Here is a 13,950-nt window from a genome sequence, read left to right on the forward strand (position 1 = left end):
GACTGTGATCCCCCCACCATAATGTGTAAGTATGATTGTTTATATTCAAATAAATTCAATTACTTAAGTGCACATCATGTTACGACAAACAATTGCTATTCTAAGTACGGTCAGCTTAACCGTATCCGCAAGTGTCACCCTTCCTTCAGGTGAAGACTGGTTAGATCACACAACCAAAGGGCTCGCTCCTTATTGGGTAATGCCTAGTGCTCAAGGTGAGCCAGTCGGTAACTTCCCGACTTTCCGCTGTGATGACGGCACATTACTCGATGTTTCAGATGTCTGCCCTGAATTAAAAAGAGATTGGATAACCCCACATTTTGGAAAAGATTTCACTCGAATGAAATCACGCCAAACCTTTGCTTATGGTGTGCTATATCACCTTACTGGAGACACTGAAGCCTTAAACCTAGCAAAGCAAGGCGCCTATTACTTAATTGATGAGCTGCAAGACAAGAAAAATGGTGGCTTTATTAGCTATACCCAAGAAGGGAAAGCAGGGCTTGATTGGCAACAGCGCACTTCTCAAGATCAAGCTTATGCCCTAGTTGGCTTAGCTATGTATTACTACCTAACACAAGACAAAAAAGTTGAGCAAGCACTGATCGATCAGCAAGCTTTCATCTTTGAAAAGTATCGACTGGAAGATGGTCTTGGTCTCGCTTGGGTGCTGGCGGACGGCGATGATGGCAGTTCAAAACAGCGAGAACTGGTCGCTCAATTAGACCAGATTAACGGCTACATGCTATTGATCGCACCGTTATTAGAAGATCCAATCAAGTCAAAGTGGTTTAATGACCTCAACTGGCTGACACAAACCATGGTTGAACATTACCACTCTATTGGCGAACAACGTTTTTACGGAGCCATTCACCACAAAGCTGCCATGATGCAAAACGCTAATCACAATGATTTTGGGCACACCATCAAAGCGTACTGGATGACGTATTTAACAGGGAAAACCTTAAATAATTCTGAATGGTCGACTTTCGGTCTCAAGGGGATGAAGCATACTCTTGAGCAAGCACAATATCAGAAAAGCTTTGCCAGTGTCTCCGGCTACTTTAACGAACAACTTCAGAAAAAATGGCAAGATCAGGATATTACAGGTTGGCAAAGCCGACCGTACAGCCAGTGGAGTTCATCATGGGAATGGGCAGAGCTTGATCAAGCCGCCATGACAGTATCACTCGTGGACGGTTCGATGAAAGAAGTACTGCAATACACTTTGCCAACTTTCCATGATGTATGGGTGGACCACAAATACGGCGGAGTTGGGCTTGAACCAAAACGAACTAAAGCTTTCCACTGGGGAAATGGGTACCATCAATTTGAGCATGCCTTAATTGGTTACTTGTACTCACAACAAGTTGAAAACAAATCGGCAACCTTGCACTACGCCAGACCGAAACACAGCAAAATGCCAGTTGCCCCTTATTATTTTCAAGGTGACGTGATTGCTATTGATGTGCAAGAAGATGGAACACAAAAAGTTCATTTTGAAAACATTCAACCTTAGTAACTTGAACGTCGACTAACGCTTAAACGATGACTTGCCTATTGTTCTAAACATAAAGTTAGCAATAGGCAAGTATCGATATTTCCTAGTCAGTGAAAACTTTAGTTGCACATTTGTTATTGGCATATGCCAATAACAAATCATACACTAGCTACCTAATTCGCATTTGCTAGGAGCTATCATGATGTACGCGATCCCTTCTCAGAACCTTCACGTTGGCAATCATTTTTCTCGATCCCCACAAATCGTCATCATGGATGATCGGCAACAAGTCAGACATATTATTCCTTGGAACGAATCGAAGAGCCCTTGTAATAAAAAGAAGCAATGGATGGCGATCATTGGTACTTATAATGTAAAGGCTGTTGTTGTCCGCAATATTGGTAAAAAGATGCTAGAGCATCTGTTCCATAAGGAAATCAAAGTCTTTGGCTCACCAGCAAAAGCGTTAATTACTGAACTAGATTTAAAGAACCTTCCAGAGGTTCGAGACACAGAGTACGGTCGAGAGTCACGTAATAAACACCGTTGTGGCAGTAAAAGTGGACAGACTTCGGCTCATTCCACCAGCTCCACTCTTTTCAGTGCGGAGCCGCATAAGCTAGGGATAATCAGAAGGGTTTGCCGATGACATTCCTATTCACTCTCCTGAGTTTTATCGGCGTAATAACGTTGATGTCGATAGGAATAATCTTTTCACGACGCCCCATCAAAGGGAGTTGTGGCGGGTTAGCCCAATTAGATATCAAGAAAGAATGCAATTGCGTAGACATGTGTGCAGAACACGGCCGAGTACTCTACCAAATCAAAGAGCCCTATCAGGATTCTTGAATCACTAGTGCATGACCATGAACAATGCAGGTTGCCACTTTAGCTCGAGCACGTTTAATGATGTTACCAAACGTTTGACGGGACACCTGCATTTGCGTTGCGGCTTCGAGTTGACTCAACCCTTCGACATCAGCTAAGCGTAACGCTTCTAACTCATCTAAATGAAGGTCTTCATGATGGAGTTCATCTCGAGGGACGCCATTTGGCTTGAAACAAGAATAAGCAGCACGTGTACATAACACTCGATGTTTTTTTGGTCGAGCCATATCAATTTCCTACTATGTAAAGGCAAATATGAATATCCCTACTCCCCACAACCATCAACAGTGCCAAGTATGCTGCCACAATTTTTTTACTCACAGCCCTATCAGCTTTGACGTTATAGGTGAGCGAGAGATCCTCGCGAAGATTGTACCAACAGATAAAGTGGAGGGCTACGATGGGATTATGCAGGGAGGTATTGTGACCACGTTACACGACTGTGCAATGCTGCACTGCTTATTCAATCATGATATCCACGCGATGACGGTTAGCTTAGCCTCTAGATTTCATCACCCAATATACATTGGCGAGCCACTCGAGATCCGAGCGACGTGGGTAAAAAGCAAACGTAATATTCATTTCTTACAAAGCCAGATAGTCCAACAAGGCAAAATGTGTTCATCGGCACAAAGCCAATTCATGTCATGAAGCCGATTTAAGCCAGAAAGCTAAGCATCACTTAGGTACTAACCTTTACTGCTTTATGCACTGCCATGCAATTCTTGGCGTGGTATTAGCCATTACCTTCATGCTGTAATTACACAGTGAACTGATTGATATGCCATTTTTAACGAGCCCACTAAAGACATCGACTAGTGATCAGATACTGAGATGTATTTTCGAGTGCTTTTTCTTTAATAAAAAACTCCCTAGTACAATGTACCAGAGAGTTTTATTGTAAAGCGTAGATTACCTATTTAGGTAACTAGCGTGATTCGTTAGCAGACACTTGAGTTTTATCCATTTCCGTCATTAAGCCTTTCAATAAGCTCACACTGCCTAACAGCAGGATAATCGTAAATGGCATCGCTGCAATTATTGTGATGGACTGCAGAGCTTGGATAGATTGAGTACCACCAATCCACAACATAACCATTGCAATAGCACCTGAAATAACAGCCCAAACTACTTTTTGTTTCACTGGTACTTCTAACTTACCACCTGCTGTCATGCCATCAATTACGATAGAGCCCGAATCAAGCGTTGTTACAAAGAACACGATGATCAATGCAACGGCGATAACAGATAAAATACTGCCGAATTGGTAAGCATCTAACATGTAGAACAAGCTTAGTGACACATCCGCAATACCTTGATCCACACCAAGCTGCCCCACTTTATCCATCACTTGTTCGATAGCCACACCACCGAAAATAGACATCCAAGCGGTTGTTACTAATGTTGGAATAATCATGACACAAAGCAAGAATTCACGGACAGTACGACCTTTAGAAATACGCGCTACAAACATACCGAAGAATGGTGCATACGCTACCCACCAAGCCCAGTAGAACACAGTCCAACCATGCAGCCATGTGGTATCTTCACGTCCTGAGGTTTGGCTTAATGCAACAATGTTTTTCACGTAACCTGTCACTGCCGTAACCAAAGAATCCAGCACTGTAGTGAAATTCAATACAGCAATAAGACCAAGGAATACAAACGCAATAACCATATTTAAGTTACTAAGGAACTTAACGCCTCCGTCCATACCACGCAGAACAGAAACAATCGCTAAGCCCATAATCAAGACGATGATAGCTTGCTGAAGGTAAATGTTATTTTCTAAACCGAAAACATGGCTAATACCACTTGCTGCCTGTGTACCACCTAAACCCAGTGATGTCGCAAGACCAAATAAAGTCACTAATACTGTCAGTACATCGATAACATCGCCGGTTTTACCCCAAACGCGATCACCCAATAATGGATAAAACACTGAGCGCATTGATAGTGGCAAACCTTTGTTATAAACAAAATACGCAAGGCAAAGTGCCGTCATGCCGTAAATAGCCCATGCATGTAAGCCCCAGTGGAAAACTGTTGCGCCTAATGCTAGCTCACGGCCTGCTTCTGTGTAAGGTTCTGCGTTAAGTGGCGTTCCGAACCAGTTAGTGAAGAAAGCCGTTGGCTCTGCAACACCCCAGAAGATAAGTCCAATCCCCATACCTGCGGCAAATAACATCGCAATCCATGACGCTTTAGAATAATCAGCCGTTGCATCTTCACCACCTAAACGAATTTTACCTAATGGTGAAAACGCTAGAATGATTGCAAACACTAGCAGGATGTTAGCTCCCCACATGAATAGGAAGTCGAAGTTTGATAAAACGGCGCCTTTGACTGAATCAATCGCGGCTTTTGCATCTGCTGCAGGTAAAGCAAGAAGAGTGACGATGAAGAGAATAGATAAGCCAACTGAGGCTACGAAAACTGTGTTATGGACATCCATGCCCCATTTACTGACGTTGTCTTGACCAACTTGATAGTCAGTAGAATCAATACTGTACTTTTTTGATTTAAAACTCATAAATTATGATGTTCACATACCCGATTTAACGAATATAAGGACCAACTCCATATCCAGTGACTACTTGATTGGCTAGCCGCATCATATAAAACGATATGATAAAACTTTGTGCTCAATCCCAAGCGGCGTATTGTAACACAAATTAAAGGTTCAAATTTGATGTGAGCACTCTAGCTTAAGATCTAACAACAACCAGACAGAAAGATTTAAGCATCCTTATCAACCAAAACAACAAAAGCCTCCTAACGCGCCACGCATAACACCAATCATTAAAACGATGACTCGTTATCACTTTCCACGCCTCGCACATACGCAAGTGATATGTTATAACATACCAATAAACTATCTTTTTCGTTCGAGAGAAAGAGTGATAAAAGATTTAACGACCTGATTGCTATGTAGGAAATGACTCGATGAATGCCGCTTTAATTGAACAGCCACCCACTGACTTCTCACCAAAGAACAGTATTAAGCCATGTTTCAGCTCTGGCGATCACCCAACGGTTTTAAGTGATATCTACCAAGAACATCTCAATATAGCGATATGGCAACGTGATCACGATGAAGAATTAACTCATGCTGTCAGACACTTTCTCGATCAGAATAAGAGTGTTAGCAAGTCTTTAACTCTCACCCCTGAAAATGCCTACGAGAAACTTGAGTACACGACAGACGGAACGGCACCTAAAGTACTATTAGAAAACATGGCAGAACTTGTAGACATGTATTGCTACCTATTCGATCTCAAGCAAGCAGGTTTGCGTTTAGCCACTCTAGATAACGCAATGTGCCCTCGATTTCATGTTGATAAAGTCCCTTGCCGGTTAGTTTCCACCTACCATGGAATAGCAACACAATGGCTTCCGAATCATGTAGTAGACCGTTCAAAATTAGGGCATGGAAGTAATGGACAACCAGATTCTGTTTCTGGCTTGTACGCAAAAGATTCCCAGGTTCAACAAGTCTCTTGTGGCGATGTCGCACTTCTTAAAGGGGAGCTTTGGATTGGAAACGAGAATTCGGGGTTGGTTCATCGCTCACCAGCAATGCAAAACGAAGCAACAAGATTATTACTCACACTCGATTTCGGTTAGCCGATTACCGGATTAACACCTATTAACTAAGTAACGCCTATTAGCTAAGTAACACCTTTTAACTGGATAACGCCTATCAATAAGTTTGACGCAAAGAAGTGGCGCTTGAAAGCACATCAAATATAAGAGTGAAACTTGCGTCTGTAGACAACAAAATTCACTATTCTATTAAGGTAATGTCAAAGACGGTCGAACGGTTTCGTCCCATCTCTTTGGAAAAGTAGAGCGCTTTATCGGCATGCTCTAACCAAGTTAAGTAGTTTGTTTGATTACTCGACACTTCACAAATACCTAGACTTATCGTGTACCTAACAGAACTGCCTTGGTACTCCACCATTGCGTTTTCAATACGCTTTCTTAGCCTTTCGGTGAAATAAAGAGCTTGCCCCGCGCAAGTTCCAGGTAAGATGATGGTAAATTCTTCTCCGCCATAACGACCACATATATCAGATGCTCTTGATGCCCTACGAAGCTCATCAGCCACATGACGAATAACTTGGTCACCAACGGTGTGTCCGTAGGTATCATTAACTTTTTTAAAGTGGTCAATATCAAAGATAACAATCGATGACACAATGCCAGACACATGGCACCTATTGAATTCTTTTTGAAGGCAGTTTTCCCAATAGCGACGATTGAATAACTTAGTTAAACCATCGGTACGGCTAAGGTCAGACAATTTTTGGTTCGAGTCAACAAGGTGAATCTTATTCTTAGCAATATCAGTCACATCATTCACAACAATGCTAACGTGTGAAACCTCACCATTTACAGAGGTAAGAGGCGAAAAAGTGACGTTTTGATGCATCTCTTCTAGCCCGTTAGAGATAGGGCTGAAGTTTTTGAATTTGAACAAATAAGGACGGTCTTCCCAACATGAAAAACTGCGGCTTTTGAGCTTAAACGAGGTATCCACCTTCCTTCTTACCCACTCTTCAGGAAGGTCCGTCACAACCTCAAATAAAGATTTACCTATGATCTCATTCGCTTTGATACCGCTGTAAGACTGCATAAATGAATTCCAAGCATACACTTGATATTCACGGTCGATAACAATAAGTCCAGCATCAAGACCACCAATAATCTGCATTGCCCAATGCAAGTCACCTATATCTGTCGTATTCATAATACCGTCTCTAAAATGTCGCCAATCGCGTTCAATGATTCATTGTGCATTAGAAAAATAACATCACAGGCGAGATCGATGTCTTCACTTTTGTATACAAATTCAATGGTAAAAATGTCTTTGTCGTACCCAGAAAGAAATTGGTTACACCCAAGCGATTCTTGAAGTTGCTCTTTTTCCAAAATGATTGGCTGACGCAAAGAGATGGAAATATCAAGCTGCTTACTAAAAGAGACGAGGAACGATGAAACCGTGAGGTTGGCTAAATCTAGAATTATCTCGCTCGTCGAGTTTTGGTCATTGCCGCTATTGTGATCACTACCACCATAAACTTGGGCAAGTTGACTAAGCCCATCACCATGTAAACAAACCAGTGCTTCTCCATTGATACCGTGTCCGACGAAACGTTGTGAAACTGCGCGATACTCAGAGTGGTCAACAATGTCTTGTACTGTCATCTTCAATTCAGATTGATGCAAAGAAGCCACGTTTGGGATTGGCATCTCGATAAATTGACCAACTTGTTCAGAAATCAAAGAAGCACTTGTACCAAGCGCGACATTACTCATTTCTTTAATATTGGCGATGATATCAACTTGCGAGAGAGGTAAACGTTGAACAGGTTCTACTTTTGATGACGGAATCAGGTAGTCATCTAACAGTACAGCCAGCTCCATTGGGGCGAAGGGTTTATCTAAAAATGCGCTTGCTCCCAGCTCTATACAGCGACGCTGCGCTTGGCTTTGGATATCAGCAGAAACCACGATAACTTTCGTTGGGTAAGTGTTCACTGGCAATGCAGCCAATACACCAAACCCATCTAAAACTGGCATGGTCAGATCAAGAAAGAGTAAATCTATAGGGTGAGTAGCGAGCATTTCCAGAGCCAGCTGACCATTCTCAGCTTGGAAGACCTTAAGATGAGATGATGTGTCCAGATGCCTAATTATTGACTTTCTAGCGATTTTTGAATCATCGCATACTAGGATATTCATTGGCTGAGCAAATGTATTTATTGATAACAAGCCATCATGCCATATCTTTCAGATCAATGAGTTATGTGTTGTTTCATTTGTGACCAGAGGCTAAGTATTGGCGTCAAAAATCCGACCGCTATTACATAATCCTTAAGTAACTGACGTTTTTTACACCGCTTTATGTCTAGTCAGCTGATTTTAAAAGAAAACCGTGAACCAAAACAACACACTTTTCAAATGGCTTAGATTCTTCAACATCCGAAACACTCTCATTGATCGAAACCTCGATCTCAACCGTAACTAGTATAGTTAATGAGCAAACAAGTTAATGGGTAAATGAGTAACATCGCACCTTGGTTCCGTTAGATACTTGATTATAGATTAACGCTTTGGCTTTGGTCATAGCTCATACGTCATTCCCATCAAATTCACAGCAGGAGTAATACATGGATACCAGACTCACCATCAAAGAGTTTCTCAGAGTGTTCGACTGTATTCGCACATCCGGAGAACAGTTAGACAATAAATACTTATTGGGGGAAGTATATGCGTGGCACGATTATGATGGGTACACATGCTGGCTGAGCTACAAAGACGTTACTGTGACGCTAATGTTCCATGGTTCACTGAAAATCGAGTATGGCAAGCCAGCCAATTACTCTGATTTCATCAACCATTGCTCGACAATGATTACGACTAACCCATTGAATTAAATCAACCATTACATTAAAAACAAGCCCATGAATGGTGTTTACATGAATCAAGGCCGCATGCATTACCCGCTCAAGAAAGTAACCTTACTATGCTTGTTACTCACTGGCTCTTTTCTATGCATTAGGGACGCTATTGCTTCAGGACCAAATATGATCGACTTTACACACCCAAACGAACAATATCTGTGGACAGCGACTAACGACAACGTGATGGGAGGAATTTCAACAGGTCGCTTCATCTATGATGGTCAGTTGAGCCAATTCACGGGTGAGTTGTCGCTTGCCAATAATGGTGGATTCAGTTCAGTAAACCGGCGAATCGAACTTCAATCTAGTGAGGCAGATACCGTCGAACTAATAAGCATTGGCGACGGTCGTACTTACCAGCTAAGGCTCACGACATGGACAAACGGCTACCGAGTAAACTACAAACACGATTTCACCACCGTACAGGGAGAACGACTTAATCTCGTATTCCATCTAAGCGACTTTCAAGCTGTGTTTAGAGGGCGACTACTCAACGATGCGCCTAAATTGGATATTAACGAAGTTAAACAAATTGGCTTTCTAATCGCTGATAAGCAGCCACTTCCCTTTGCTCTGAACTTAGTTCAGATCCAGTTTCTAACATCAGCCCCTAAAAAATAGGCGGGGTCAACTAGGTCCAGCTCCTCAAAAATCCAATAGCATTTCAAAGAAAGTGTGTCTGGATTCTGAACTATTATCTCTATGTGTCGCATACTCCACATGCGCATCAACAGTCGCTGATGGTGATAGGTTGATGCTCCATAGCGCATCAATTTGGTTTGGTACTATGGAATATCGTACATCAATAATACGCAACTCTTCCTCAGGTTCTTTAGCTAAAAAACCCTTTGAAAACTGGCTGAAACGTTCAATATCTTTAGCTTGTTGCGAATTCATATCCAGCCACGGAAAGTCCCTGCTCACATCTAGCTTTTCCATCGAAACTCCTGGGTATTGTTTTACTGACGAACCGACCCTAACAGCATCAACATAGTAGCGACCCTCGGTTTCGTAAATCACCTTCCAAACCAAAATATTGGCGAAACTTGGCTTAACTTCTAACTGAATTGGTACATGTTGTCGTGTTTTTGCCAATTGCCACCCCGCCGCTTCAGCACGCTCTCTTTGTACCATCCCAAGTGTTGGGTAAATCAAAGCCCAAAGAAAAGCCATACGTGCAAACCTAATGTTTCGTTTTAGCAGAGTGACGATGAGCAATATCAATATAGGAAGGGTGAACAAAGGGTCAATCACTGACACTCTGTTCCAGGCATAACGTTCATTAGTTAAAGGCCAAAACAATTGAGTACCGTAAGAGGTACAAGAATCCAGCAACGCATGAGTGCTATAACCTAGCGCGCTATAAAACCAACTTTGCTTAAACGAGAGTTCCTGCGATTTTCCGATCAGTCGATGCAAAACCAGAGCACAGATGAAGCTGCCAAGAGGAATAAAAAAGAGTGAATGAGTAAACTGCCGATGAAATTCTAAAAAAAGCAACGGATCACGATCAGATCGGATGAACACATCCAGATCAGGAGCCATTCCAGCAAGTAGCCCGAAAACGCCAGCGACGACTAAGTGTTGTTTTTTGCTCACCGATAGAGACAAAGAAGCGCCCAAAACACCTTGTGTTAATGGATCCATAATTAACTCATTGATTGAATATGACTTAATAATAGATGCTCAGCTGAGCTTCACCACTAAACGAGATTAACGCCCTCAATTTTTCTATTTCGTATTCTATCTCAACCATACTTCATAAATATTTGAAGCATGACTGAGTTCGCTAGGAAACTAGAAAGCTACAAAGCTACAAAGCTACAAAGCTAGAAAAGCTAGAAAAGCTAGAAAAGCTAGAAAAGCTTAAACTGACATACCACGACCATACTCAATTGCTATGACAATGAAGCAACTAACGCTTTACCTACTCCATGAGCACTCGGTGGGTTTTGACCGGTAATCACTCTTTCATCAACGATGACTAGCTCATGCCAAGGTTGCACTTTGCTAAAGCGAACCGCTTTGCGTGATAGTGACTCTTCCAGCAGAAATGGGATGTCATCGATCGTCCCAAAATCGATTTCTTCTTCACGAGTGAAGCCTGTAACCGACTTTGAAGCAAGTAAGCTTTCACCATTACTTAATGTGATTGGAAGTAACGCGGCAGGACCATGACATACAGCAGCGATAATGCCACCGTTCTCGTAATGTTTTGCAGACAGTTGAGCAAAGCTCAGATCCGTCGCTAGATCAGATAACAATCCAAAACCACCAGGGTAGAAAACTGCGTCATAATCATCAATATTGATTTGCGATACTGGAATGCTGTTATTGATTCGATTCTGAAAATCATCATCCGCAAGTACCGCGCTGTTTATCTCATCACTTTCTACATCAGTTCCATAAAGTGGGGCTTTTCCGCCTTCAATTGATGCAATTTCATAGTCAAACCCAGCGGCATTGAGTTCATGAATAACGTGAGTGATCTCTGGTGAGTAAGTACCGTTAGCTTGGTCTGTGTCACCTAGAGTTGCGTGGTTAGTTACTGGAATTAGGATCTTTTTCATTATGGCTTCCTTGAATACGTTGAGTTCGAAAAAGATATTAATTCAAAACCATTTGACTGATAATACCGATAATTAGCAAAAGATTATTGCCATATAGCAAAGATAGAAACTATGAACAATTTTGATGGAATTATTGAGTTCGTGGCAGTGGCTGAAAGTCATGGGTTTTCTGCTGCAGCTAAACAACTGGGTTGCAGTACAAGCCACGTTAGCCGGCAAGTCTCGAGATTAGAAGAAAGGCTTGGAACGGTGTTATTGGCTCGCTCAACTCGGTTAGTCAATTTAACCGATGCTGGTCAATTGTATTACCAACAATGTAGAGAATTGGTCTCAGGGCTACAACAAGCGAACGAAGGCTTAAACTCACAGCAAGTTACGTTAAGTGGCACTCTACGCGTTAGTGCTGCAGGTGCCTTTGCAGAAGAGCATGTCGCACCAGCCCTAATGGAGTTTGCTAAATCGTACCCTGAACTTACCATCGAGATGGATTTCAACTCTCGCATGGTTAATTTTATTGAAGACGGTATCGATTTTGCGATTCGTTACGGCGCCTTAAAAGATTCTGGGTTAGTTGCGAGAAAACTTGTTGATCGCCCAATGGCTGCCGTAGCAAGCCAAGAATACCTAACTCGTTACGGCGAACCGACTCACCCTAACCACTTAAAACAACATAGCTGTATTATTGCCAACAATGATCATTGGATCTTTGAAAGTAATAAGAACACGATCAGTACACGAGTTCATGGGCGCTGGAAAAGCAATAATTCTAATGCCGTGGTTGCAGCATGTGAGCAAGGGTTAGGCATTGCATATATGCCTAAAAGCAGCTTAAGGAAAGGGCTAGATTCAGGTCTGCTGACTCCAGTACTTCAAGACTTTTGGGGGAAAGGAAACAGCAGTTGGATCGTGTATCAAAATCAACGTTTCCTGCCATTACGTGCTCGCTTAGCAATAGACTATTTGGTGTCTCACTTTTCTGATTGGCGCAGTTAACTAGTAATGTAGAACAAACCTTAGTATATGAATTCGGCAGCTAAGATAGACAGTGGTAAAAGTCAGTTTCGAATAATTAATAGAAAAAAAAGCCGCAAGATGCGGCTTTAAAAAGTTTGCGTTACTTACGGCACTTCTGGTGAGTCGTAATTGCAAAGCCACGGGAAGTCGTAGGTACTAGTGTCATCATTGAATCCAAAGAATATAGGAACATCACCGTTATCATAATTTTCACAAACAGCATTGTTTAGCGCATCGTTCGTACTTTTAGCAACAGTTATAGCCCCATAACCCCATATATTGACAGCTGGAGATGTATTTTCAATTCCTGAAGTATTGGTAATACTTTGAGCTTCAATTGATCCTAAGCCATAAGCACTAATTGTTTGAGCTGACAATTTTATGTCGGCCACAATAACACCTCCGCGTTCAGCCCAAACCTCCTCGCTTGAATTAATGTAGTTGGCAGCAATTGCGCCATTTCCAAAAGCAAAGATCTCACCGGATGTGATGGTGTCGAAATGGACAGACCCACCAAGTGAAGCGTTTATATTACCTACATGTAAACTTGCAGGAATCTCTTCACCAGACACACTTTCTAAACTGCCACCTTCAACCGAGCCGTTACTTTTTACAAAGAGCTCGCCTTGAACATTTAGGCTCGCATCTGCTGTTATGTTGCCTCCCGCGAACACGTAAGCAGAATTAGCATCAATTTTTTCTGCAAGAACAGTACTATTTTCGCCAACTTTTAATTTACCCGCCTCAATGTTTGTAACTGACACACTACTTGCTCTTCTCACATATAACTTCTCATCGGGTACAATAAGATTATCCCCACCGATAAAGCCACCATTTGATAACTTCACATATTGCGCGGTTAAAGTGACTGAATCACCTGAATTTAAAGAGCTATTATTCATCACATACAAATCGTTAAATACAGTGTCGTTACTTACCCAAAGCCGGCTGTTACTTTGCACCATCATATCTAGCCCGGCATTCATATTCTCAATGGCAAGATTTGCACCGCCATCCACAACGACACCACTGACAGCAACATTATTCAGCCATCCACCACCATTATCATAATGAATGCCGCCGTTGATTGTTGTGTCCATAAAACCTATGTTGTGCATTCTAATGACAACATTACCACCGTCTGGTGGGCTTAAAGCTCCTCCTTTAAACATCATTGAGTCTCTATTAATATCGAAACCACTCCATTCACAATCACCTGATAGGTTCACTACCATAAACGTGTCGGTATACCCGTTGTTCATGAACGTGCTTAATGCATTTTCATCGGTCGTACAGTCAACATCGTAACTTTTTACGTATTGTGAAACCTCGTTTGCTTCAATTTTGCTCAATAAGGTGTTGAAATTTTGATTCATCTCAGATGCTTTTATGAACCCACCGGAGTTGAACTGAATTAGGTCATTTGCTGTTGCAAACGTACTAACGCCACAAGCTAGTGAAAGTATTATCGCAACTGATAAATTATTGTATTTCATAACTATCATCC

15 protein-coding genes are annotated in these 13,950 nt (G+C 42.0%); 8 read left to right on the plus strand and 7 right to left on the minus strand.

The features are described 5' to 3' along the window. The first annotated feature begins 76 nt into the window (after positions 1-76). The 3 genes from F0226_RS03195 (at position 77) to nqrM (ending at position 2,350) form a co-directional block, all read left to right on the plus strand. Positions 77-1,519 carry an N-acylglucosamine 2-epimerase gene (locus F0226_RS03195; RefSeq protein ID WP_171734259.1) on the plus strand — a complete coding sequence of 481 codons (1,443 nt, stop codon included), beginning with the start codon at positions 77-79 and terminating at the stop codon, positions 1,517-1,519. Positions 1,520-1,700: 181 nt separating this feature from the next. After that, positions 1,701-2,150 (plus strand): NifB/NifX family molybdenum-iron cluster-binding protein, encoded by a 450-nt coding sequence (locus F0226_RS03200; protein ID WP_171734260.1) that lies wholly within the window; start codon positions 1,701-1,703, stop codon positions 2,148-2,150. Next, positions 2,147-2,350 carry a (Na+)-NQR maturation NqrM gene (gene nqrM / locus F0226_RS03205; protein ID WP_171734261.1) on the plus strand — a complete coding sequence of 68 codons (204 nt, stop codon included), beginning with the start codon at positions 2,147-2,149 and terminating at the stop codon, positions 2,348-2,350. The genes F0226_RS03200 and nqrM overlap by 4 nt, the downstream gene beginning before the upstream one ends. Here the strand turns inward: nqrM and F0226_RS03210 are convergent. Then, the gene (locus F0226_RS03210) at positions 2,338-2,616 is read right to left on the minus strand and encodes a DUF134 domain-containing protein (RefSeq protein ID WP_171734262.1); all 279 of its coding nucleotides are present in this window, start codon (positions 2,614-2,616) and stop codon (positions 2,338-2,340) included. The two genes, nqrM and F0226_RS03210, sit on opposite strands and share 13 nt — an antisense overlap. A gap of 28 nt (positions 2,617-2,644) precedes the next feature. Here F0226_RS03210 and F0226_RS03215 point away from each other — a divergent pair, with 28 nt between their 5' ends. Further along, positions 2,645-3,040, plus strand: coding sequence for a PaaI family thioesterase (locus tag F0226_RS03215; RefSeq protein ID WP_171734263.1), 396 nt, complete (start codon positions 2,645-2,647; stop codon positions 3,038-3,040). A gap of 277 nt (positions 3,041-3,317) precedes the next feature. On the opposite strand, the gene F0226_RS03220 is transcribed toward F0226_RS03215, so the two are convergent. Then, positions 3,318-4,922, minus strand: a complete 1,605-nt coding sequence (locus tag F0226_RS03220) for a BCCT family transporter (protein ID WP_171734264.1) — start codon at positions 4,920-4,922, stop codon at positions 3,318-3,320. 413 nt (positions 4,923-5,335) lie between these two features. Here F0226_RS03220 and F0226_RS03225 point away from each other — a divergent pair, with 413 nt between their 5' ends. Next, positions 5,336-6,016 carry a DUF1826 domain-containing protein gene (locus tag F0226_RS03225; RefSeq protein ID WP_171734265.1) on the plus strand — a complete coding sequence of 227 codons (681 nt, stop codon included), beginning with the start codon at positions 5,336-5,338 and terminating at the stop codon, positions 6,014-6,016. Between the two features lie 160 nt (positions 6,017-6,176). Here F0226_RS03225 and F0226_RS03230 read toward each other — a convergent pair whose 3' ends face one another. Further along, a complete protein-coding gene (locus tag F0226_RS03230) occupies positions 6,177-7,142 on the minus strand; it encodes a diguanylate cyclase (RefSeq protein ID WP_171734266.1) in 966 nt (321 codons plus the stop codon). Continuing rightward, positions 7,139-8,137: a response regulator gene (locus F0226_RS03235; protein ID WP_171734267.1), complete on the minus strand. Its 999-nt coding sequence runs from the start codon at positions 8,135-8,137 to the stop codon at positions 7,139-7,141. Before F0226_RS03235 ends, F0226_RS03230 begins: the two co-directional genes overlap by 4 nt. A gap of 428 nt (positions 8,138-8,565) precedes the next feature. On the opposite strand from F0226_RS03235, the gene F0226_RS03240 reads away from it, so the two are divergent. Then, entirely contained in the window at positions 8,566-8,832 is a 267-nt protein-coding gene (locus F0226_RS03240; RefSeq protein WP_171734268.1) for a DUF3081 domain-containing protein, read from the plus strand. A 42-nt stretch (positions 8,833-8,874) separates the two neighbouring features. Next, positions 8,875-9,480: a CIA30 family protein gene (locus F0226_RS03245; RefSeq protein WP_171734269.1), complete on the plus strand. Its 606-nt coding sequence runs from the start codon at positions 8,875-8,877 to the stop codon at positions 9,478-9,480. 24 nt (positions 9,481-9,504) lie between these two features. Here the strand turns inward: F0226_RS03245 and F0226_RS03250 are convergent, their stop codons facing one another. Both F0226_RS03250 and F0226_RS03255 read right to left on the minus strand, forming a co-directional pair. Then, complete coding sequence (locus F0226_RS03250; RefSeq protein WP_171734270.1) at positions 9,505-10,506, minus strand: metal-dependent hydrolase; 1,002 nt, start codon at positions 10,504-10,506, stop codon at positions 9,505-9,507. 251 nt (positions 10,507-10,757) lie between these two features. Further along, complete coding sequence (locus F0226_RS03255; RefSeq protein ID WP_171734271.1) at positions 10,758-11,429, minus strand: type 1 glutamine amidotransferase domain-containing protein; 672 nt, start codon at positions 11,427-11,429, stop codon at positions 10,758-10,760. A 111-nt stretch (positions 11,430-11,540) separates the two neighbouring features. Between F0226_RS03255 and F0226_RS03260 the strand changes: the two genes are divergently transcribed. Beyond that, positions 11,541-12,422: a LysR family transcriptional regulator gene (locus F0226_RS03260; RefSeq protein WP_171734272.1), complete on the plus strand. Its 882-nt coding sequence runs from the start codon at positions 11,541-11,543 to the stop codon at positions 12,420-12,422. A 125-nt stretch (positions 12,423-12,547) separates the two neighbouring features. On the opposite strand, the gene F0226_RS03265 is transcribed toward F0226_RS03260, so the two are convergent. Beyond that, positions 12,548-13,939: a hypothetical protein gene (locus tag F0226_RS03265; RefSeq protein WP_171734273.1), complete on the minus strand. Its 1,392-nt coding sequence runs from the start codon at positions 13,937-13,939 to the stop codon at positions 12,548-12,550. Positions 13,940-13,950: the final 11 nt, after the last annotated feature.

The organism is Vibrio sp. 99-70-13A1 (genome assembly GCF_013114625.1).
Taxonomy (GTDB): Bacteria; Pseudomonadota; Gammaproteobacteria; order Enterobacterales; family Vibrionaceae; genus Vibrio.

Excerpts from the sequence above, each read along its gene's own strand:
- F0226_RS03195 (WP_171734259.1), top strand. The coding sequence starts at position 77 with ATGTTACGACAAACAATTGCTATTCTAAGTACGGTCAGCTTAACCGTA.
- F0226_RS03200 (WP_171734260.1), top strand. The coding sequence starts at position 1,701 with ATGATGTACGCGATCCCTTCTCAGAACCTTCACGTTGGCAATCATTTT.
- nqrM (WP_171734261.1), top strand. The coding sequence starts at position 2,147 with ATGACATTCCTATTCACTCTCCTGAGTTTTATCGGCGTAATAACGTTG.
- F0226_RS03210 (WP_171734262.1), bottom strand. The coding sequence starts at position 2,616 with ATGGCTCGACCAAAAAAACATCGAGTGTTATGTACACGTGCTGCTTAT.
- F0226_RS03215 (WP_171734263.1), top strand. The coding sequence starts at position 2,645 with ATGAATATCCCTACTCCCCACAACCATCAACAGTGCCAAGTATGCTGC.
- F0226_RS03220 (WP_171734264.1), bottom strand. The coding sequence starts at position 4,922 with ATGAGTTTTAAATCAAAAAAGTACAGTATTGATTCTACTGACTATCAA.
- F0226_RS03225 (WP_171734265.1), top strand. The coding sequence starts at position 5,336 with ATGAATGCCGCTTTAATTGAACAGCCACCCACTGACTTCTCACCAAAG.
- F0226_RS03230 (WP_171734266.1), bottom strand. The coding sequence starts at position 7,142 with ATGAATACGACAGATATAGGTGACTTGCATTGGGCAATGCAGATTATT.
- F0226_RS03235 (WP_171734267.1), bottom strand. The coding sequence starts at position 8,137 with ATGAATATCCTAGTATGCGATGATTCAAAAATCGCTAGAAAGTCAATA.
- F0226_RS03240 (WP_171734268.1), top strand. The coding sequence starts at position 8,566 with ATGGATACCAGACTCACCATCAAAGAGTTTCTCAGAGTGTTCGACTGT.
- F0226_RS03245 (WP_171734269.1), top strand. The coding sequence starts at position 8,875 with ATGAATCAAGGCCGCATGCATTACCCGCTCAAGAAAGTAACCTTACTA.
- F0226_RS03250 (WP_171734270.1), bottom strand. The coding sequence starts at position 10,506 with ATGGATCCATTAACACAAGGTGTTTTGGGCGCTTCTTTGTCTCTATCG.
- F0226_RS03255 (WP_171734271.1), bottom strand. The coding sequence starts at position 11,429 with ATGAAAAAGATCCTAATTCCAGTAACTAACCACGCAACTCTAGGTGAC.
- F0226_RS03260 (WP_171734272.1), top strand. The coding sequence starts at position 11,541 with ATGAACAATTTTGATGGAATTATTGAGTTCGTGGCAGTGGCTGAAAGT.
- F0226_RS03265 (WP_171734273.1), bottom strand. The coding sequence starts at position 13,939 with ATGAAATACAATAATTTATCAGTTGCGATAATACTTTCACTAGCTTGT.